Below are 20,499 nucleotides of genomic sequence, written 5' to 3'. Positions count from 1 at the left end.
TGCATTTTATTCTTAATTGACTGCGGGGGTGTTTGCAAAATGGATTAAAAAAATGGTGGGTGGGTAAAAAAATAATTTAGAATTCACTTTTGAAAGGTCTTTGCATTAAAGTTGCAAAAACAGTTTCAAAGGGCTTGGATTCAAAAATTAATTGATAAGAGGCTTGAATAATGGGCAGATCTAAATTATGTTTTAATTGCAATTGATAAAAAGCATTAAGAGTTTGGAATCCTTCGATGGTTTGCAAAGAAGAGTCAATAATTTGTTGGTAAGTAATGCCTGCAGCAATTTTAGCACCAGCATTAAAATTTCTGGAGTATTTGCTAAAAGCAGTCACAATTAAATCACCTAATCCTGGAAGTCCTAAAACGGTTTGGGGGTTTCCTTGATAAAAAGTAACTAACACCGACATTTCTAAAATACCACGACTCATCAAAGCTGCTTGAGAATTAATTCCAAAGTTCTTGGCTACTAAAATACCGTTAATAAAGGCTAAAACATTTTTAAAAGCACTGCAAATTTCATTTCCTACCAAATCAGAAGAAGTATATACTTTCAAATAATTAGGGCAAGAAAATAATTTTTGAATTTCCAAGGCAAAAGCGGGATTGGAAGAAGCTGCAGTTAACAGAGTTAATTTGCGTAAAATAACTTCTTCAGCATGCGATGGACCCATTAAGGAAGCAAAATTAGCTAAAAGAGGGGCAGGAATAACTTGTTTGACAATTTCAGAAACACGCAAAAAAGTTAAAGGTTCAATACCTTTAGAAACATTGACAAACGATTTGGGAGTAGTTAACATAAGGGCAATTTGTTTGAGAAGATGACGCATAAATTTCATAGGAACTGCCAAAACTATCAAATCAGAATAATCAAGGGCTTGTTTAAGGCAAGAAACTGCTTTGACATTTACTAGTGGAGCATTAAAAATGGGATGTTTTCCTTGATTTATTTTTTCCACATAAGAAAGGTTAGTGTCATAGAGTAAAACTTGATTGTTGTTATCAGTTAAAACTTGTGCCAAAGTAGAACCCCAAGCACCACTGCCAATAATAGTAATTTTCATAAAATATAGCTTCTTTCTTGTAATCAAAATAGCAAAAACGGTCATGAAAAAAGTTACAGCAAAAATGACAAAAGTTTTTTTGATAATTAAAAATAAGGTTGAATTTTTTTTCAACCACTATAATTAAATCATAAAATAAGAACAAATAATAAAATACTTGCAAACAAAATGCAAAAAGAAGGGGAAGGAGAAAAAGGGGGATTCAAAATAGTTTTAAAAATTAGACTTTTTTTGATGAAAAATAATTTTGAGGGGTGTTCCTTCTAAATCAAGGCTTTTTCTAAATTGATTTTTTAAAAATCTTTCATAAGAAAAATGAATATGTTTAGGGTCATTAACAAAACAAAGAAATTCAGGAGCTTTGGTTTTAGTTTGAAAAATATATTGAAACTTAGCTTTTTTTTGATTAAAGAAAGTGGGAGGAGTTATAAGAGTTGCTTCTTGTAAAATATCGTTTAAAAGACTAGTGCTAAACTGACTTTTATAATTGTTAAAAACTCGTTTTAAAATAGCAAAAATTTGAGTAAGACGACTTTTTTTCAAAGCTGATAAGAAAATAACAGGCGCATAAGATAAAAAAACAAACTCTTGACGAATTTTTTGCTCAAAGTTCTTTAGGGTATTGGTATCTTTTTCTAACAAATCCCATTTATTGACAATAATAATGCAAGCTTTATGATGTTCTAAAATAAACCCTGCAATATTTTTATCTTGTTCTAAAATACCTTCTTTAGCATCTAAAACTAAACAAGCAATATCTGCTTTTTCCAAAGCACCTAAAGCACGCAAAACGCTGTATTTGTCTTCTTGTTCATAAATTTTACCTCTTTTTTTAATACCTGCAGTGTCAATAATTTGGTATTTTTGCCCATCATTTTCAAAAAAAGTATCAACAGCATCGGTGGTAGTTCCTGCCATATCAGAGACAATCATTCTTTGGGATGCTAAAAGAGAATTAGTAAGGGTTGATTTGCCAACGTTTGGGCGTCCCACAACACAAAATTTAATAATGTTGTTGTCTTTTTCTTGGTTTTGGTTTTGTTCTGGTTCTAACAGTTGTTTTTCTGGGATTTCATAATTAAATTCGGAAGGGGGGCTTTGCAAAGCTGTATCTATTGGAAGGTCTTCTAAAAAGGAAGAATCAGAAATTAAAGCAGCATCGCGCATAAGAAAAACAATTTTATCTAACAAATCACCTATACCTATACCATGTTGAGTACTAATTGCAAAAGGAGTATCAAATCCCAGAGCATAAAATTCATAAGTGTTAGATAATAAATTGTGGTTGTCAATTTTATTAACTGCCAAAAGAACTGGTTTTTTAGTTTTATACAAAAGTTTAGCTAAATAAATGTCATTTTGAGTAAGTCCTGTTTGCCCATCAACTACAAAAACAATTACATCAGCTTCATCAACTGCAAGTTGAGCTTGTAATTTAATTTGTTCCAAAAAAGGAGTTGATTGAATTTCGATACCGCCCGTATCAATAACTCCAAATGTTTTAGTAAGCCACTCGGCAGTAGCATAAATGCGGTCCCGAGTAATGCCTGCTTTTTGATGAGTAATAGCGTGTCTTTTCCCAATAATGCGGTTAAACAAACTTGATTTGCCAACATTAGGACGACCCACAATAGCAATTTTAAAAGACATTTAAGTTCTCCTTTTTTTATCAATTAAGGCAATAATTTTGGCAATTACTTCATCAATCGATAATTCGGTAGTATCTAGTAAAATGGCATCTAAAGCTTTAGATAAGGGAGCAAGTTGGCGATGATAATCTTTATGATCGCGTTCCTTGAGTTGTTTCATAATTTGAGCAATGTCTGTGATTTTTCCTTTTTGGGCATCTTCTTGTTGTTTTCTCAAAGCTCTTTTAGTAATGTTGGCAGTAAGAAAAATTTTTAAATTAGCATCTGGCATTACAACTGTTCCAATATCTCTTCCATCCATAATTAAATTAGGAGTATTGCCACAAATTTCTTTTTGCAATTTCAATAATTTAGTTCTTACAGCAGGAATTAAAGCTACTGAAGAGACATGTTTTTCGACGTCCAAAGACTTAATTTTTAAAGAAACGTCTTCTTGATTAAGAAAAATTTTATTACAAGAATAAGAAAGATTGATTTTATCTAAAGCTTGATTAAGACTTTTTTCATGATGCCATGAAACTTCATTTTCTAACAAATATAAAGTTAGTGCCCGAAACATTGCTCCAGTATCAATGTGATTCCAACCTAATTTTTGGGACAACTTTTTACTAATAGTGCTTTTGCCAGAACCTGCCGGACCATCAATGGCGATTTTAAAACTTTTCATATGCATATATAACTAACTCCTTATAGTGATCTTAAATTTACTAAATTAATGCGGTATTTGAGTAGTTAAGGTTTTTAATTTTTTAATTTCATGAATTTTTAAAGGGCGATAAGCACCTATTGTGAGATTTTCAATAGTTAAAAAAGAATAACGATAACGTTTTAACTTTAAAACTTGATAGCCTAAAGCTTGCATCATTTTACGAACTTGCCTGTTTTTTCCTTCAGTTATTACTAGCTTTAACCAAGTAGAAGGTTTGGGTGTATAAGAACTTTTCAAAATATCAATTTCTTTACAAACAGCCAAATAATTTTTATCAATGATAATTCCTTTGCGGAATGTGGCAAGGTCTTTTTTTTGCAAACAAGCATTAATTTTAACATGATATTCTTTAGGAATACAAAAGGAAGGATGGGTTAATTTTTGAGTAAGATCGCCGTCATTAGTAATTAAAAGTAGTCCTGTAGTATTAAAATCAAGGCGTCCTATCGGATATAATCTTTGTATGCTTGCTTCTTCGATTAAATCCAAAACAGTAGGGCGTTTTTTATTGTCTTTGGCAGTGGAAAGAAATCCATTGGGCTTGTTGAGCAAAAAATAAGAATAAGTGGTTTTGGTGATCGGTTTGTCATCCAAAGTTATAATGTCGCTGGAAGATACTTTGGTTCCTAATTCAGAAATAATTTTGCCATTAACTTTAATGCGTTTTTCCAAAATTAAAATTTCTGCTTTTCTTCTAGATGCCACATTTGCATAAGCCAAAACTTTTTGTAATCTTTGCATTATTTTCCAATCCTTCCTTACTTGATTGTGTGGTTTGATGTTTAAAAACTTATTATTAAAATATTGTTCAAAAATGTCTTTTGTTTTTCTAATAGTTAATAATTAAAAATATTGCAAATTAAAAAAAATAACGCGGATAGTATTTATTTTCATCCAAGGTATCATAATAAGCAACAAAATTTTTATTACTATCTTTAACTATAAAAGGTTTTTTAGTAGTTATTTGTCTTTGGTCTAAATGAGTGCCGTTTTTTACTAACTTAATTAAATAATCATTTAAAATAAGTTCATCGTAAGCAGCAAAAAAAGTACTATCCAAAATCAAATCATTGAGTTCTAAATTTTCAATAGTTTTAGCGTTTTGTAATAAATGCGTGCCAATTACAGTTCTTTGCAAACGAAGAAGAGCACCATAAGTATTTAATTGCAAAGCTAGATCGCGCGCAAGACTTCTAATATAAGTTCCTTTGGAAACATGTGCCAAAAAATCTACTTGGTCGCGACAAAACAAAGATGTTTTTTCAAAATGATGAATAAAAACTTCTCTTGGAGGAATATCTACAACTTGATTTTTGCGTGCTAAACGATACATTTTTTTCCCTTTAATTTTAACTGCTGAAAACATAGGAGGTATTTGCAAATACTTTTTTTGATGAAAAGATGCAAAACTTTTTTGGATGGTACAATCAGTTAAAGGGGTGTTTTTGGTATCCAACAATTTACCTGTCACATCCAAAGTATCATAATGTTTATTAAAAAGAAAGGTTCCTTGATAAGTTTTTGGTAGTTTATCGAACAAAAAAGCCAGTTTAGTGGCTTTACCCACACAAATAATTAAAAGTCCTGAGGCTAAAGGATCAAGAGTTCCTGTGTGTCCTACTTTGTCAAAATGAAATTTTTTTTTAATTTGAAAAACTACATCATGTGATGTCATCTTTTCTGGTTTGTTGACTAAAAAAAATCCGTTCATAACGTTTGATTTTACTTTCGGTTTGTGGTAAAATTATTTATAAGAATGTAAAAATTTAAGCAAGTCTTCTTTATTTAGAAAACCACTATGTCTTGCTAATTCTTTTTTATCTTTGTATAAAATAAGGGTGGGAAAGCCAGAAACACCTTTTTCTAATGCTAATTGTCTAAAAAAATCAACGTCTACTTTGTAAAAAAGAATGTCTTTTTCTAAAAGGCAAACTTCATCCAAAACAGGCAATAATCTTTGACATGGAGGACACCATGTAGCAAAAAAATCAACAACTACCAATTGTTGTGTGGCAGTTATGGTTTCAAAATCTTGTCCTTGATAATTCATTAAATTACTCATTATATTTAAAACTCCTTTTGTTTTTTTGGGGTTTGGGTTTTGGCATACACCATTTATTATAATTTAAAAAATGTTAATTAATAAAGATATGTTTTAGTTATTTTAATTTTTAAAACAAAATGAAAAAATGCATTTTTATGAATCATATTTTTTTGGAAATTTGTTCGTTTGAGAATTGTTTTCTAATCCGTTTAATGTTAAGGCAACCATAAAGCAAAAACACAAATGAAGACAAAGAAAGGATTATTTTAATTAATAAGTTTACCCAATCAAAATATTTTTCTTCTTGGGAAATAAAATCTTTGTATTTAAGAGAAGCTATTTTTTGTTCCAAAATGTTTTGAGAAATAGGTTTTAGTTTGCAATAAAAAGGGACTCCGTTTTTATCAATTAATTTGATATGGTAATAAAAACCTTCCAGCCAACTATTTTTAGCAACATAAGTAATTTTTTTGGTTTCATAATTATCAATTTTATTCAATAAATCAGAAACAGTAATGTTGGAAGTGGCATTTATAAAAGGCAAATGATGATAGCAATCAAAAGAAAACAACAAAATAGAAAACATCAAACTTACCACAATTAAAAAGGGGGTGATAATTTTTTTCTTGAAAATAAAAGAATTTTTAGGAATAGCAAACAACCAATAAATGGTTTTAAAAATTAAAATTTTTGATAATAAAAGAAAAAGGACAAAAAGCAAAGTGCAAATAAAATGCCAAATAGTAGTTTTGTTAAAACCTTTTGCAGGTTGGAATGGTTGAATTTTAATTTCTTTCATATCTTTTATTTGTTTGTTTTGTAAAAATTCTTTAATTTGTGGCATTGGAGTGATATTTTGTTCTTGTAATTTTTGAGACAATTCTTTAATTAAAGGTTCATTTAATTTCACTAAAGCTTTGGCATCAGAAAAACATTTTTTTAAAATATCTCTTTGTAAATCTTCTTTATCTTTAACTGATATCGAATTATAACCAAAAAAACGTGTTAGTTCTTGGGATTTGTGGAAAGCCTCAACAAAATCAGAACAAACTTTATCAATAGTTGTTTCGCAAATCACTTCTTCAGCAGATTTTCCTGCTAAAAGAACGGTAATTTCTTGGATTAAAGTTTCTTTTAATAAAATATTAGGGGTCTGTTCTTTAGCAAATAAAGTCAATATTTTATCAGAAGAGCGTGGAATTAAAGAAAACGAACTTAAAAAATGAGTGTTTTTGACTTGGCTGATAATTATTTTAGCAGCTGCATGAGTAGCAACAATTTCTTTTTCTTTGTGATTATATGTTTTGGAAGAATTTGTTATCCCTAATAAAACGTTTTCTTTAGCTTGAATAATTGTTTCAGAAGAAATTTTTTGCAATTCTTGTTATTTGTTTTTTTCTGCTTGAAGCATTGAAGCCTCATTTAAAATGGCTTTGAGTTGAGCACCACTTAATCCTTGGGTTTCTTGGGCTAATTGTTCTAAATTAATATCCTCATCAGCTATTTGTTTGCCTTTAGCACATAATTTTAAAATAGCTTTTCTTGCTTTAAGGTCAGGGAGCAAAACATTAACTACATAATCAAAACGTCCTGGACGAAGCAAGGCAGAATCTAGAGATTCTACTCTGTTAGTAGCAGCTATCAAAATGACATTATTTTCATTATCTTTGGATTTAATCCCATCCATTTGATTTAATAATTCTGTAGTTATTTCTTTTTCTTTTTGGCTAAAATCGTTTCTAGCAATACCAAAAGAATCAATTTCATCAATAAAAATAATGCTTGTTTTATGGGTTTTTGTTTTTTCAAACAAATCTCTTACTTTTTTAGCACCATCACCATGAATTCTTTGCAAAAAATCAGTACCACTAAAAGCATAAAAGGATGAGTCTGATTCACCTGCAAGAGCTTTTACAAGTAAGGTTTTTCCTGTTCCTGGAGGTCCATACAACAAAATTCCTTTAGGAATTTTGGCTCCTGCTTCATGATATTTTTTAGGTTCTTTTAAAAAATCAATAAAACGTTGGAGAAGTTGTTTTTCTTCTTCCATCCCTGCCACATCATTAAATTTAGTTTCACTTGAGATTGGCTCAAAATCCGTTTTGTTTTATTGTTTGGAAGATCTTTTTATTCTTTTTTTGGGAGTTTGTTTGGCAATTGTTTCTTGTGATTGTGGTTGTTCGGATTCTTTTTCTGGATTATTTTTTTTGGGTATTGCCCCTTTTACCATTAAATTTGCAAAAAGAAAATAATTCCAAAAAGATATTATAAAAAGGATCAGGCAACATCGCAAAAAGTTCTTTTTTAAAATTATAATCATTGGAGCCATACCCATTCTTCGAGAAATTAAAATTAATTATGAATTCATTATTTTAAATGTGAACATATAAACGTAATAATATAAAGAAGTTTCAAAAAAGTGCAAACTCATTAAAATAAATAAAATTATTGTATGTTAATAATTTAATTATCTAGGTAAAACTTCATCAATTTCCAAACGATTAAATAAAATATGATAATTATCTAATTTTTGACTTGAAAGAAGCCCGAAAGTATCTAAACTTTCAAAAGTAATATCGGAGGCTTTGAGTTGAGTTAAAATTTTATGAGCAGTTTGAGGTAAAAAAGGTTGCAATAAAACTCCTAAAAACCTTAAAGTTTCTACCAAAGAATATAGTGTGTGGTCTAATAGTTGTTGTTTTTCAGGATTTTTAAATAAATTCCAAGGTTCTACCAAATCAATGTATTTATTAGCAAAACGAGCCAAATTCATAATTTCTTTCAAGGCATCTCCTACTTTACAATCTTGCATTTTGAGAAGAACCAAAGGAAGAGTTGCTAAAGCTTGTTTGGATAAATCAAATTTGGGATCTAAATTAGTTGTAATTAAAGTTTTGGATAAATTATTTTGGCGATAACTTTTTACCATCCCAAAAACTCTATGAACTAAATTTCCCAAAACATTAGCTAGGTCACTATTGTGCCTTTCTACTAACAATTCATAAGTGATATTACCATCTTGAGCATAAGGAATTTCTGATAGAACAAAATAACGAATGGAATCCACCGGAAAATATTTTAACAAATCATCAACGTACAAAACGTTACCTTTAGATTTAGACATTTTATTTTTATCAAACAAAATCCATGGATGGGTTAAAAACTGTTTGGGTAGTGAAATTTCAAGTGCCATCAATAAAATAGGCCAGTAGATAAGGTGAAACCTTAAAATATCTTTACCAATAACATGCATATCACAGGGCCAATATCGATTAAACTGACTATTTTTGGATGTAGGATTGTAGTCTAGTCCGGTTAGATAATTGCTTAGAGCATCAATCCAAACATAAATAACGTGTTTGGGGTCAAAAGGAACGGGAATGCCCCACTTGAAAGAAGTTCTAGAAACAGACAAATCTGCTAATGGTTCTTTTAATAAATTTAACAGCTCTTTTCTTTGGGCATCAGGTTTAATTAAGGAGGGATTGTTTTCTAAATATTGCAATAACTGGGCTTGATATTTGGAAAGCTTAAAAAAATAAGTTTCTTCGCTGATTAAAATAGGAGTTTCACCATTAAAAGTTTTTCCATCAATTAAATCTTTGGCAGCCACATAAGATTCTTCAGCAACTGAATAAAGCCCTTGATATTTTCCTAAATAAATATCTCCTTGTTGCCATAACTTGTAAAAGATGGCTTGAACTGTTTGTTTGTGGTGGGGATTGGTAGTTTTTGCAAATTTATCGTAACTTACTTGCATTAAATCATAAATTCTTTTAATTTCCAAAGATATTTGGTCTACGTATTCTTGGGGATTTTTGCCTTGTTGCAAAGCTTTGGCAGCAATTTTTTGTCCGTGTTCATCGGTTCCTGTTTGAAACAAAACATCAAATCCTTCTAGGCGTTTGAAACGAGCAATGGCATCAGCTAAAATAGATTCGTAAACGTTTCCAATGTGCGGAATGCCAGAAGCATAGGCAATTGCTGTGGAAAGAAAAAATTTAGGTTTTTGGTTGGGGGTTGTTTTCATAAAAACTCCTTAAATAAATGGTGACAAAAATATTTTTTAATTGTGGGTTGTTGGGAAAAATCTGCATGTGGTTTGGGAAATCAAATCAAGATTGGGGGTTTTTGATTTTGTATTGGTGATAAATTTCTTTTTTGGTAATGTTTCTTTCTTGAGCAACTTTGCTAAAAGCCTCTTTTTCGTTAAAGCCTAATTTAAGGTAAAAAAGAACGTGATCGTTTATGCTTAGAGCAAGCAAATGTTCGTTGGGGTTGGGGTTGCCTGCAACAACAATGACATATTCGCCCTTATTAATTAAATCAAATTCTAAAATAGAGTCAAGATTGCCATTGATAATGGTTTCGAATTTTTTAGTCAATTCGCGCGCTAAAGAAATTTTTCTATTACCATATAATTTATGTATTAAAAGTAAAGTCTTTTTAATTCTATGAGGAGATTCGTAAATAACAAGGCTTTCTGAGGCGTTTTTATATTGGAGTAAATATTTTTCCAAAGCTTGAGACAAACGGGGTAAAAAAGCCAAAAAGATAAAAGGTGAGGGGATGGCAGAAGTCATAAAAGCAGTTAAAAAAGCAGATACTCCTGGAATCGCTACCACATTAAAACCATGTTTTTGCACTTCACAAACCAAAGAAAACCCAGGATCGCTAATAAGAGGAGTGCCTGCATCACTAATTAAGGCAATATTTTTTCCTTGTGATAAAAGTTCTAAAATTTGAGGTAGCCTTCTTGTTTGATTGTGTTCATAATAAGAAAGTAAAGGTGTTTGGATTTGATAAGTGTGTAAAAGTTTTTTGGCTCTTCTAGTATCTTCTGCTAAAATTAAAAAAACTTCTTTTAAAGTGGCAAGTGCTCTTAAGGTGATGTCTTCTAAATTGCCTATTGGAGTTGCTACCAAATATAAAGTAGGTTTGGCGTTGCAAAAACTTTGTTGTTGAAATAACATATTTTTTACCTTATTTGTTGGGTTTGGGTGTGTGCAAAATTTTATATTGCTTTAAATAGTGGGTTGCAAATTTTTAAAGATTTAAAATGAAAGTCTTTGGGCTTCTAATTGAATTAACAAAGCCATGAAAAGATTTTCTTGATTAGATAATATATTTTGTTTTTTGTAAATTTGGTGAATAATTTTTAAAATATTAAAAGTGGTTGGAAGGGGTAGGGTTTGATAGTATTTTTGATATTCTGGATTTGTTAAAATTTGTGTTTTGGAAAAATAAATGGGTGTTTTGGAGTTAGGTGTTTTTTCATATAAAATATCAGAAAAAAAACGTAATAACACTGATAAAAAATCATTTAAAAAATGAGGACAAGAGATAAGTTTTGCAAGCAGAGGAGAGGCAAAAACTGCTAATTTTAATGAAATTGTTTTTGGGAATTGAATAAGAAAATCCAAAAAAAATTGTTTAAAATTTTGATAATAATCGCTGGCAATAAATAAATCCATTTGATCGGAATTTTTATTTATTAAATTACTTAAGGAAAAATCAAAATCATCTATTTGGGATTTGGTTTTAGAGTCTAAATTTTGTGATTTTGCATCCACAGTATCAGAGATATTAATAATTTGACAACGAGAAACTATGGTTGGTAAAACTTGTTCTAAATTATTTGTTAATAAAAAACCTATAGTATTGTTGTTGGAAGGATTTTCAAAAAAATGCAATAAACTGTTGGAAGTTTGGGTAGTTATTTTTTCTATTTCTTCAATTACATAAATTCTTTGGGTTCCGAATAAAGAAGTTTGCAAAAAGTTTTTTTGAAATTGCAAAATTTGTTCTTTGGTAAAAAGATGGTTTTGTTTGGTTAAATAATAAAAATTGGGGTATTGCGAATTAAGTAAGGTATCTTTTTTCAAAAGATGAGGGTCATGAGGTTTGAAAATAAGATAGGCAAGTCCCAAAACAAATAATTTTTGTTGGGAAAGAGTGGAGCCAACAACTAAATAAAGATGGGCGAGTTTATTATTTTGGATAATTTGGTTAAATTTGGCTAACAAAGATTGGGTTTTGTTCATAATTCTATTTGAAAGACTTCTTTGAGTTTTTGTTCAATGATGTTATAAATGTTTTCCAAGGGCTTGCTTGCATCAATTAAAAAAATTCTTTTTTGTTGGTCTTTTTGACAAAGGTCAAGGTAGCCTTTGCGTACTTTTTTATGAAAAGACAGTTTTTGCAAATCAAACGAATTAATTTCTTTAGATCTAAATTGTTTGACTCTTTGAATGCCTATTTTAGGGTCTAAATCTAGATAAAAAGTAATGTTGGGCATGTAATTTAGAGCAAAATTATTAATATTTAAAACAAAATCTTGACTTAAACCGCGAGCATAAACTTGATAAGCTATAGTCGAATCTAAATAACGATCACAAATAACTATTTTGTTTTGTTGTAAAGCAGGAATAATTAATTTGCTTAAATGTTCTGCTCTATCTGCTGCAAATAACAAAGCCTCAGTGTAGAAATCTATTTGTTTGTTAGAAGAATGCAACAAAATATTTCTAATTACTTCATTAAATAAACCGCCACCAGGTTCTTTGGTTAAAAAACACGAATATTTTTTACTTAATTTTTCAAATAAATAACGTGAATGGGTGGTTTTTCCGGTGCCTTCACAACCTTCAAAAGAAATAAACATTTATTATAAATTCTCCTTTTTGTGTATTTTTATTTATTGTCACAAAATCAATAAAAAATTTTTTTTAAAACTAAGGCTTTAGCAGGAGCCAAAAGGGTGGCTTTTTTAGTTGTGTTGCCTAATAACATCGCTTGAAATTGTTCCAAAGAAAGTTTATTTTTACCAATTTCAATTAAACTTCCTACCAAAAAACGAATCATATATTTTAAAAAACCGTTTCCATGAAAAACTAAAATATATTTGTGTGAAGTTTCTTTGAGAAAGGCTTGAAAAATGGTTTTAAAAAAATTTTTAGGTTGGGTCTCACTAGTAAAAGCAAAAAAATTATGGGTGCCTTCAATAAATTTTAGGGCTTTGGTGATTTTATCAAAATCAAGTTTGTCAGCAAAAATTTGAAAATGATGGTTAAAAGCGTTGAGAGGTTTTTTGGAAAAAACATATTGATAAATTTTTGATTTCGCTGAATAACGAGCATGAAAATTAGGAGTGGCAAAGTTCATTTGTCTAACTCTAATATCAGGAGGCAAAAAATAATTAAGAGTTTTTTGGAAATGTGTGGGTTTTAGAAAAAAAGTGGTTTGGAAATGGAGGGTTTGCCCTTGGGAATGGACTCCTTTATCGGTTCTACTAGCTGCAAAATTAGGGATGTTTTGATGGGTCATTTTTTTTAAAGCTTTTTCAAAAGTTTGTTGAACGGTTATTTTTTGAGGTTGTTTTTGATATCCATAATAACAAGTGCCATCATAGCTTAAAATTAATTTATAAAAAAAGTGTTGCAAAAATGCCTCCTTGTGTAACTACAAAATATTTATTAAGAATTTAAAATGGGAAATAAGGAGTGAAGAAAAAAGGGGTTAATATTAAAAAAAACCTCCTTAATCCTTAAGATAAGAAGGTTTTGATAATTTAAGTTTTTTGAGCAAGAACCTAAAAATGCTCGGTTAATTGTTATTAAACAAAAGCAATAATTGCCATTGGAGCACCATCACCACGACGAGGAACAGTTTTAATAACTCTAGTATATCCACCTGGACGATCAAGATATTTAGATGAGATATCTTTAAATAGTTTTTGCAAAACTGTAGTGTCATCGTTGATTTTTTCATCAAAAAGATGTCTTTTGGCTTGGCGTCTAGTATGCAAAGTATTTTTTTTAGATAAAGTAACCATTTTATCAGCTAATTTTTGTAATTCTTTAGCTTTGGGTTCAGTTATCATAATTTTTTCTTGCACAATTAAATCAGTCATTAAAGTTCTTAACAAAGCTCTTCTTTGAGATTTATTGCGTCCTAATTTGCTAAAAGGCATAAAATTTATCTGTCCTTTCTATTTTCTAATGTGTTTTTTAGTTTTAATGTTTGTCTTTGTCTTCTTCAACGCTGTGATGCAAAACTTCTTTAAGATAATCATTGAATTCTAAACCGTATTCTAAAAATTTATCTTTTAATTCTTGGAAAGATTTTCGTCCTAAGCTTTTAAGTTTGACAACTTCTTTTTCACTTAATTTTACTAAAGCAGCAACTGTGTCAATCCCTGCTCTTTTAAGACTGTTAAAAAGCCTTACAGATAAATCTAGTTGTTCAATTTCTAAATCTAGTACGTAATTGTGAGCTTCTTTTTTAGATTCAGAAACAAATTCTACATGAGCAGGTTTTTGGCTTAATTCTACTAAAACATTAAAATGATCTACTAAAATGCTAGCTGCAGTTGCTAAAGCTTCTTTAGCTAAAAGAGCGCCGTTAGTGGTAATTTCAATAGTTAATTCGTCTTTGTTGCCTAATTTTTTTTCTACTTGATAAGAAACATTGACAACAGGAGTAAATAAAGAATCAATTGCAATAACGCCTACTTGATTTTCGCCGTGAACTTTGTTGTCTTTGGCGCCAACATAACCAATGCCTTTTTTAAGGGTAACTGTCATATGAAAGCAAACATCATCAGAAAGAGTGGTAATGTAATGATCGGGGTTGATGATTTTAACTCCTGCAGGCAGTTCGAAAGAAGAAGCGGTTAGGCGTTGTGGTCCTTTGGCAATTAGTTCTAGTTTTTCTTCAAAATCATCTGATTCGTCGTCTACGGCAAAAACAATTTTTTTTAAATTTAAAATAATTGTCATGACATCTTCATAAACGCCAGGAATAGTGGTAAATTCTTGTTCTACTCCTTGAATTTTAACATTTACAATAGCAGTACCAGGCAAAGAAGATAACAAAACTCTTCTTAGAGCGTTTCCTACAGTAATGCCGTATCCTCTTTCTAAAGGTTTAATGATGAATTTCCCAGAAATGGGATTTTCATCAATTTCTTCAACAAAAAAAGGTTTAATAAATTTAATATTTTTCATAATTACTCCTTGAAATGTCGAACAAGATTATTATCCTCTAGGAGGTTTTGGCGGTCGACAACCATTATGTGGTACTGCAGTAACATCTTTAATAGCAGTAATTTCTAATCCTGCTGCTTGCAAAGAACGGATAGCTGCTTCTCTTCCGGGACCTGGTCCTGTAATGAAAGTTTCTACTTTAACCATTCCGTGTTCCATCGCTGCTTTGGCAACTGCTTCAGCGGCTAATTGTGCTGCAAAGGGAGTTGATTTACGACTTCCTTTAAAACCCAAAGCACCTGCACTACTCCAAGTAACAGCATTACCGTTAAGATCAGTGATAGTAACGATAGTGTTGTTAAAAGTGGTATGAATATGTGCAATTCCTAAAGGAACATTTTTTTTAACTTTGCGTTTGGTAGTTTTTTTTCTTGCCAATGCCTTTCTCCTTTATTATTTTTATTATTTAGTTAATTTTATTATTTTTTCTTACCAGCAATTGCTTTAGGTTTACCTTTAACAGTGTGAGCATTGTTTCTGGTTTTTTGTCCTCTTACAGGCAATCCTTTACGGTGGCGTAACCCTCTGTAAGCTCCAATTTCCATTAAACGTTTAATATTTAAAGTAACTTCACGTCTTAGGTCGCCTTCTACGTTGTATTTAGTAATTTCACTACGTAAAGCTGATAATTGCTGTTCGGTTAAATTTTTAACTCTAATATTTTGGTCAATGTTTAACTCGTTTAAAATTTTATGAGATAATTTATTGCCTAAACCATAAATATAAGTTAGTGCAATTACTACTCTTTTGTCGCTTGGAATATCTATTCCTGCAATTCGCGCCATAAATATCTCCTTTTATCCTTGTCTTTGATTGTGTCTACGATTTTTTTTATTGATAACATAAATGCGTCCTTTACGACGAACAATGATATCATCTTCACTGCGTTTTTTAACTGAAGCTCTAACTTTCATAATCTTTTCTCCTTACTTAAAACGATAAGTGATTCGTGCTCGTGTAGGGTCGTATGGTGATAATTCAATTCTTACTTTATCACCAGGTAAAATGCGTATGTTGTTGATACGTATTTTACCAGAAACATAAGCGATAATCGTTTTTTTATTTGGAAGCTCTACTTTAAATTTATCATTTGATAATAATTCAACAACTTTAGCTTCGATTTCAATTTTGGATTCAGTTTCGTTTAAATTGTTTTTTGACATTCAAAGTGATTCCTTTAATTTTGATTTCTGGGTTTGGGGGTGGTTGTGATGTAATTTGGTAAAATGAAAAACATATTATGCAAGTATTTCGTATCCTGTAGGAGTTACTAAAACTGTGTGTTCAAAATGAGCACTTAGACTTTTGTCTGTGGTAACTACAGTCCAATTATCTTGCAAAATAGCAATTTCGGGATTTCCTAAAGTAAGCATTGGTTCTACACAAAAAGTCATTCCTGGTTGTAGGATTGCGCCTTCGTGGGGTTTGCCAAAATTAGGAATATAGGGTTCTTCGTGCAAAGATGTACCAATACCATGTCCGGTAAATTCTTCTACGATGCCTAAATTATTGTTTTTGGCAAAAAGTTCAATGGCATGAGAAATGTCAGAAAAATGATTTTGGGGTTTAATTTGCAAAAGACCTTGAAATAAGGCTTTTTGAGTAATTGCAAGCAAGTTTTGAGTAGTTTGGCAAACAGTTCCTACAGCATAAGAATAAGCACAATCAACATAATAACCTTGATAGTTAATTCCTAAATCTAAGGTAATGATATCACCTTGTTTAAGGATGGTTTTTTTGGAAGGAATGCCGTGAACTACCACTTCATTAACTGAGGCACAAATATGTTTGGGAAATCCGTTGTAACCTTTAAAAGCAGAAATAACACTTTTTTTTTGATAAAAATTCTTAGCTAATAAATCTAGATCAAAAGTTGACATTCCTGGAATAACAAAGGAAGCAAGCAATCTGTGGGCTTCGTTAATGATTTTTCCTGCTTGTTTCATGATAGCAATTTCATGAGGAGTTTTGATGGAAATCATTTGCGGTCTGTTTCTAAAACTTCTAAAATCATTTTAGTAACTTGGTCGATGTTTTGCATACCATCTACTTCAAAAAGTTGATTTTGTTCGCGATAATATTGCACTAATGGCAATGTTTCTTGATTAAACACTTTGAGGCGTTTAAGGAAGGTTTCTGGTTTGTCATCTTCTCTTTGAATTAAGGTTTTTTGGTCTTTGTCACAAATACCTGGAGTTTTGGGAGGAATGTTTTCGATGTGATAAACCTTACCACATTCGGGACAAATTCTGCGTCCTACAATTCTTTTCATTAAATCTTGGGTGCCAGCGTTAAAATAGATGACTTTAGTTAAAAATAAATGAGAGTTTTTGAAAAAATCATCCAAAAAACGAGCTTGCAAAACATTGCGGGGAAAACCGTCTAATAAAAAATCTTTAGTAGCGATGTCCTTAGACAAGTAATCAGCTATCATTTGGTTAGTAATGTCGTCAGGAACTAAAAGTCCTTGAGCAATAAATTTTTTACTTAAAATGCCTAATTCAGTATTTTCTTTAAAATTTTTACGAAAAATATCGCCTGTTGCAATGTGGTTAATTTTTAAAATATCTGATAAAACAGAAGCTTGAGTCCCTTTACCAATTCCGGGCGGTCCTAATAATATTAGTATCATATTGTCTTGTTTGCTTAATTAAAATAATTTTTGATATTCTTTTTTGTTGGCAGTAGCTTTGATGCGTTGGATAGTTTCAAGGGCTACACTAACAATAATAAGCAAACTGGTTCCTCCTAATTTCATATCTTTCAAACCTAAAAAATGTTCCATAAGAATAGGTGTTACAACAAGAGCAGCAATAAAAACAGTTCCTAAAACAGTGATTTTAAATAAGGTATTAGCTAAATAACGAGTAGTTTGTTCACCTGGTCTTAAACCTGCAATATAGGCATCTTGTTTGGATAAATGTTCTGAAATATCTTCAGGATTGACATTCATAAAAGCAGAAAAGAAAGAAAAAACAATTACTAACAAGACTAAAAAGCCTATGGCAAAAAAGTTAATTTGGTTTTCAGGAAAGTTAGTTTTGGCAAAAAAATCTACTAATTCTGTAAATTTTGTATTCCCAATAACTCCTGCTAACATCTGGAAAGGTTGCAATAAAGCAGATGCCAAAATAACTGGCATAACTCCTGCACTATTAATTTTTAATGGAATGTAGCTTTTCCCTTGCACTTGATTGCGCGCATAATTGATAGGTATTTTTAAAGATGTTATTTGCACAACTACAGTAAAAATTAAAAATAAGAGAAGTAAAAGAACAATACATGCAAAATTAAAAGTTTTCAAAGTTAAAAAATTGTTTTGAGATAAATATGATTCGTTCAGATTTACAAATAGATTAATTAGGCTGTGGCTCATCGAAACAACAATTAAAATAGAAGTCCCGTTTCCAATACCTTTGGAATTGATAAGGTCAGCAAACCAAATTAAAATAGCAACTCCTGCAGTAGCAATTAAAGCTAACAAAAACAGTTGGCTTGTACTTATTGATGTGACAAAAAGTTTTGAATAACTGTTCAAAAAAGCAAAAGATTGCCCAAAAGCAAACAATAAGGCAAGACTACGTGTTAAAAGATTAAGTTTGCGTTTGCCCATTTGTCCTTGGTCTTTCCATTCGCGACAAATAGGAAGAAGTTTTTGCAAAAATTGCACTACAATGGAAGCAGTGATGTAAGGAGTGATTCCCAATCCAAAAAGAGTACCAGCATTTATGGAAAAAACCCCAAAAAGTTTGGACAAATCAAGGGATTTAGTATTAATAAAAGGAAGAGGCCAAGAAGTTCCTAAACAAACAATAGAAATAATAAATAAGGTAAAAAAGATTTGAAACATTAATTTACGATTGCCTAAAACTAATTTTAATTGACGTTTCATCTTTAAATTACCTCTATATTTCCACCAACTGCTAAAATGGCTGCTTGAGCTTGTTTGGAGAATTTTGAAGCTTTTACGACTAATTTTTTAGTGAGAGTTCCTTGCGCCAAAACTTTAATACCACATAATTGGTCTTTAATTATTTTTTTTTCTAACAATAATTGAGGAGTAACAACGGTATCTTGAGGAAAGTTTTCTAGAGTTTTAAGGTTAAGAAGGGCGTATCTTTTTTGGGCAAAGTTGTGAAATCCTCTTTTAGGAATTCTTTGAAAAAAAGGGATTTGTCCGCCTTCAAAGCCGGGACGCAAAGTTTTTCCTGAACGTGCTAATTGTCCTTTGTGTCCTTTACCAGAAGTTTTACCAGTGCCACTACCAGGTCCACGTCCTAAACGTTTAGTGGATTTACGAGCATTAGTGACCGGTTTTAGTGTGTGTAACATTATTTTTGCTCCTTTGTATCAGAAACTTTTTCAACTACAACAAGATGACTGATGGTTTTAATCATTCCATGGATGGCTGGAGTGTCATCTTTAATAACTTGATTGTTAATTTTTTTCAAACCTAGACAGTGAGCGGTTTTAATTTGATTAACACGACAAGCAATAAGGCTTTTGGTAAGAGTAATTTTTAATTTCATTGTTCTTTTTTCGCTAAAGTGATGCCTCTTAATTTAGCTACTTCTTCTTTAGTGCGTAAACTTTGTAATCCATCCATTACTGCTCTTATTACGTTAATAGAGGTGCGTGAACCAAAAGTTTTAGTAAGAACATCATTAATGCCTACTAATTCTAAAATAGTTCTAGCAGCTTTTCCTCCAGCAACAATTCCAGTTCCTTTGGAAGCTGGTTTTAAAAAAAACTTAGACGCTCCAAAACGTCCAATAGTGTCATGAGGAATAGTAGTTCCTGTAATAGGAATGCGAACTAATTGTTTTTTGGCTTTTTCTAAAGCTTTTTTAATAGCTTCTACAATTTCTTTAGCTTTAGCGGTGGCGAAACCAATTTGCCCTTTTTTATCGCCAACAACTACCAAAGCAGAAAAACGAAAACGAGCACCGCCTTTAACTACTTTAGTAATACGATTAATTTTAACAACTTTTTCTTCTAAAAGAGGGGCTTTTTTGTTAAATTCTTTCTTTATTGCTTTCATTTTGCTTTTCTCCTTTAAAACTGTAAGCCTGATTTACGACAAGCATCAGCTAAGGCTTTGATTTTGCCGTGATACAAATACCCTGATCTATCAAAAACAACATTTTTAATGCCTTGGGCTAAGGCTTTTTTAGCGATAAGAGCGCCTACTGCTTCAGCGGCTTTGATGTTGGATCCCAAAACATTGGATTCTTTGCTATTAGCGCTGCATAGAGTTGTTTGTTGGGTGTCATCAATTATTTGCACATAAAGAAATTTATTAGATCTAAAAACATTTAAACGTGGTCTTTGTGATGTGCCTGAAACAATTTTTCTAAGGCGAAGATGACGTTTTTTACGAAGCACGTTAGAGGATTGTTTTGTTATCATAACTTATTTTTAGTCCTTTCTTGTTTTTTTAGCGCTTTTCCCAGCTTTTTGTCTAACGTATTGTCCTACGTAGCGGATTCCTTTACCTTTGTAAGGTTCTGGTTTACGTAGTTTTACGTTTTTGGCAGCAAATTCGCCGACAAGTTGTTTGTCAATTCCTTTGATAACAATTTCTGTGTTTTGGTTAACTACCACTTCTAGATTATCAGGAATGGCAACGCTTACAGGATGAGAAAAACCCAAAGATAAAATTAGTTGTTTATCTTTAATTTGAGCACGATAAGCTAACCCTACAATTTTTAAGGTTTTTTGAAAGCCTTTGCTTACGCCTTCTACCATATTGGAAAGTAAGGCTCTAGTGGTGCCGTGAATTTTTTTCATAAAAATTTCATCATTAGGGCGTTTTACTGTGATGACTTTGTTTTCATTAGTGATTGTTAATCTGTGATTGAATTGATATTCTAATTTGCCTTTAGGGCCTTCAACTGAGATAAAATTTCTATCTTTGATATCAACTTTAACCGCATTAGGGACTTCAATTGCTTTGTTTCCTACGCGTGACATAATTTTCTCCT

Annotated in this window: 28 protein-coding genes; all 28 read right to left on the bottom strand. The window is 31.1% G+C overall.

The window, feature by feature from the left end:
• Positions 1 to 76: 76 nt before the first annotated feature.
• Positions 77 to 1,066 carry an NAD(P)H-dependent glycerol-3-phosphate dehydrogenase gene (locus QN326_RS01920; protein ID WP_342386765.1) on the bottom strand — a complete coding sequence of 330 codons (990 nt, stop codon included), beginning with the start codon at positions 1,064 to 1,066 and terminating at the stop codon, positions 77 to 79.
• 213 nt (positions 1,067 to 1,279) lie between these two features.
• Positions 1,280 to 2,716 carry a ribosome biogenesis GTPase Der gene (der, locus tag QN326_RS01915; protein ID WP_034172121.1) on the bottom strand — a complete coding sequence of 479 codons (1,437 nt, stop codon included), beginning with the start codon at positions 2,714 to 2,716 and terminating at the stop codon, positions 1,280 to 1,282.
• Complete coding sequence (cmk, locus tag QN326_RS01910) at positions 2,717 to 3,382, bottom strand: (d)CMP kinase (protein ID WP_342386783.1); 666 nt, start codon at positions 3,380 to 3,382, stop codon at positions 2,717 to 2,719. It abuts the gene before it with no gap.
• Positions 3,383 to 3,427: 45 nt separating this feature from the next.
• Entirely contained in the window at positions 3,428 to 4,165 is a 738-nt protein-coding gene (locus QN326_RS01905; protein ID WP_342386764.1) for a pseudouridine synthase, read from the bottom strand.
• A 118-nt stretch (positions 4,166 to 4,283) separates the two neighbouring features.
• Positions 4,284 to 5,135 carry a tRNA pseudouridine(55) synthase TruB gene (gene truB, locus QN326_RS01900; protein WP_342386763.1) on the bottom strand — a complete coding sequence of 284 codons (852 nt, stop codon included), beginning with the start codon at positions 5,133 to 5,135 and terminating at the stop codon, positions 4,284 to 4,286.
• A gap of 33 nt (positions 5,136 to 5,168) precedes the next feature.
• The gene (locus QN326_RS01895) at positions 5,169 to 5,486 is read right to left on the bottom strand and encodes a thioredoxin family protein (RefSeq protein WP_034172118.1); all 318 of its coding nucleotides are present in this window, start codon (positions 5,484 to 5,486) and stop codon (positions 5,169 to 5,171) included.
• A 142-nt stretch (positions 5,487 to 5,628) separates the two neighbouring features.
• Positions 5,629 to 6,846, bottom strand: a complete 1,218-nt coding sequence (locus tag QN326_RS01890) for a hypothetical protein (RefSeq protein WP_342386762.1) — start codon at positions 6,844 to 6,846, stop codon at positions 5,629 to 5,631.
• A gap of 6 nt (positions 6,847 to 6,852) precedes the next feature.
• Entirely contained in the window at positions 6,853 to 7,554 is a 702-nt protein-coding gene (locus QN326_RS01885; RefSeq protein ID WP_342386782.1) for an AAA family ATPase, read from the bottom strand.
• Between the two features lie 21 nt (positions 7,555 to 7,575).
• Positions 7,576 to 7,698, bottom strand: a complete 123-nt coding sequence (locus QN326_RS01880) for a hypothetical protein (RefSeq protein ID WP_274518120.1) — start codon at positions 7,696 to 7,698, stop codon at positions 7,576 to 7,578.
• A 237-nt stretch (positions 7,699 to 7,935) separates the two neighbouring features.
• Positions 7,936 to 9,498, bottom strand: a complete 1,563-nt coding sequence (metG, locus tag QN326_RS01875) for a methionine--tRNA ligase (protein ID WP_034172290.1) — start codon at positions 9,496 to 9,498, stop codon at positions 7,936 to 7,938.
• 85 nt (positions 9,499 to 9,583) lie between these two features.
• Complete coding sequence (rsmI, locus tag QN326_RS01870) at positions 9,584 to 10,441, bottom strand: 16S rRNA (cytidine(1402)-2'-O)-methyltransferase (RefSeq protein WP_069028274.1); 858 nt, start codon at positions 10,439 to 10,441, stop codon at positions 9,584 to 9,586.
• Positions 10,442 to 10,522: 81 nt separating this feature from the next.
• Positions 10,523 to 11,512 carry a DNA polymerase III subunit delta' gene (locus QN326_RS01865; protein WP_342386761.1) on the bottom strand — a complete coding sequence of 330 codons (990 nt, stop codon included), beginning with the start codon at positions 11,510 to 11,512 and terminating at the stop codon, positions 10,523 to 10,525.
• Positions 11,509 to 12,132, bottom strand: a complete 624-nt coding sequence (gene tmk / locus QN326_RS01860; RefSeq protein ID WP_034172287.1) for a dTMP kinase — start codon at positions 12,130 to 12,132, stop codon at positions 11,509 to 11,511. The genes QN326_RS01865 and tmk overlap by 4 nt, the downstream gene beginning before the upstream one ends.
• A gap of 47 nt (positions 12,133 to 12,179) precedes the next feature.
• Positions 12,180 to 12,911: a tRNA pseudouridine(38-40) synthase TruA gene (gene truA / locus QN326_RS01855; RefSeq protein ID WP_034172286.1), complete on the bottom strand. Its 732-nt coding sequence runs from the start codon at positions 12,909 to 12,911 to the stop codon at positions 12,180 to 12,182.
• 172 nt (positions 12,912 to 13,083) lie between these two features.
• A complete protein-coding gene (gene rplQ / locus QN326_RS01850) occupies positions 13,084 to 13,440 on the bottom strand; it encodes a 50S ribosomal protein L17 (protein WP_342386760.1) in 357 nt (118 codons plus the stop codon).
• 43 nt (positions 13,441 to 13,483) lie between these two features.
• Complete coding sequence (locus QN326_RS01845; RefSeq protein ID WP_034172284.1) at positions 13,484 to 14,476, bottom strand: DNA-directed RNA polymerase subunit alpha; 993 nt, start codon at positions 14,474 to 14,476, stop codon at positions 13,484 to 13,486.
• A gap of 30 nt (positions 14,477 to 14,506) precedes the next feature.
• Positions 14,507 to 14,893, bottom strand: a complete 387-nt coding sequence (gene rpsK, locus QN326_RS01840) for a 30S ribosomal protein S11 (RefSeq protein ID WP_011160601.1) — start codon at positions 14,891 to 14,893, stop codon at positions 14,507 to 14,509.
• A gap of 41 nt (positions 14,894 to 14,934) precedes the next feature.
• Positions 14,935 to 15,300: a 30S ribosomal protein S13 gene (gene rpsM, locus QN326_RS01835; RefSeq protein WP_011160600.1), complete on the bottom strand. Its 366-nt coding sequence runs from the start codon at positions 15,298 to 15,300 to the stop codon at positions 14,935 to 14,937.
• A 12-nt stretch (positions 15,301 to 15,312) separates the two neighbouring features.
• The gene (gene rpmJ / locus QN326_RS01830; protein WP_011160599.1) at positions 15,313 to 15,429 is read right to left on the bottom strand and encodes a 50S ribosomal protein L36; all 117 of its coding nucleotides are present in this window, start codon (positions 15,427 to 15,429) and stop codon (positions 15,313 to 15,315) included.
• Positions 15,430 to 15,441: 12 nt separating this feature from the next.
• A complete protein-coding gene (gene infA, locus QN326_RS01825; protein WP_011160598.1) occupies positions 15,442 to 15,678 on the bottom strand; it encodes a translation initiation factor IF-1 in 237 nt (78 codons plus the stop codon).
• A gap of 75 nt (positions 15,679 to 15,753) precedes the next feature.
• Entirely contained in the window at positions 15,754 to 16,497 is a 744-nt protein-coding gene (map, locus tag QN326_RS01820) for a type I methionyl aminopeptidase (RefSeq protein WP_342386759.1), read from the bottom strand.
• Positions 16,494 to 17,147: an adenylate kinase gene (locus tag QN326_RS01815; RefSeq protein ID WP_034172281.1), complete on the bottom strand. Its 654-nt coding sequence runs from the start codon at positions 17,145 to 17,147 to the stop codon at positions 16,494 to 16,496. Before QN326_RS01815 ends, map begins: the two co-directional genes overlap by 4 nt.
• Before the next feature lie 18 nt (positions 17,148 to 17,165).
• Positions 17,166 to 18,407, bottom strand: a complete 1,242-nt coding sequence (secY, locus tag QN326_RS01810) for a preprotein translocase subunit SecY (protein ID WP_034172280.1) — start codon at positions 18,405 to 18,407, stop codon at positions 17,166 to 17,168.
• A 2-nt stretch (positions 18,408 to 18,409) separates the two neighbouring features.
• Positions 18,410 to 18,847 (bottom strand): 50S ribosomal protein L15, encoded by a 438-nt coding sequence (gene rplO / locus QN326_RS01805; RefSeq protein ID WP_041624699.1) that lies wholly within the window; start codon positions 18,845 to 18,847, stop codon positions 18,410 to 18,412.
• The gene (rpmD, locus tag QN326_RS01800; RefSeq protein ID WP_011160593.1) at positions 18,847 to 19,044 is read right to left on the bottom strand and encodes a 50S ribosomal protein L30; all 198 of its coding nucleotides are present in this window, start codon (positions 19,042 to 19,044) and stop codon (positions 18,847 to 18,849) included. The genes rplO and rpmD overlap by 1 nt, the downstream gene beginning before the upstream one ends.
• On the bottom strand, positions 19,041 to 19,556 hold the full coding sequence (rpsE, locus tag QN326_RS01795) for a 30S ribosomal protein S5 (RefSeq protein ID WP_011160592.1): 516 nt from the start codon (positions 19,554 to 19,556) through the stop codon (positions 19,041 to 19,043). Before rpsE ends, rpmD begins: the two co-directional genes overlap by 4 nt.
• A 14-nt stretch (positions 19,557 to 19,570) precedes the next feature.
• On the bottom strand, positions 19,571 to 19,924 hold the full coding sequence (rplR, locus tag QN326_RS01790) for a 50S ribosomal protein L18 (RefSeq protein WP_011160591.1): 354 nt from the start codon (positions 19,922 to 19,924) through the stop codon (positions 19,571 to 19,573).
• A gap of 9 nt (positions 19,925 to 19,933) precedes the next feature.
• A complete protein-coding gene (rplF, locus tag QN326_RS01785) occupies positions 19,934 to 20,488 on the bottom strand; it encodes a 50S ribosomal protein L6 (protein ID WP_011160590.1) in 555 nt (184 codons plus the stop codon).
• Positions 20,489 to 20,499: the final 11 nt, after the last annotated feature.

This window comes from Candidatus Phytoplasma asteris (assembly GCF_038505995.1).
Taxonomy (GTDB): Bacteria; Bacillota_I; Bacilli_A; order Acholeplasmatales; family Acholeplasmataceae; genus Phytoplasma; species Phytoplasma asteris.
The sequence above is the reverse complement of the archived record's forward strand: the minus strand, read 5'-3'. Positions and strand labels throughout refer to the sequence as shown.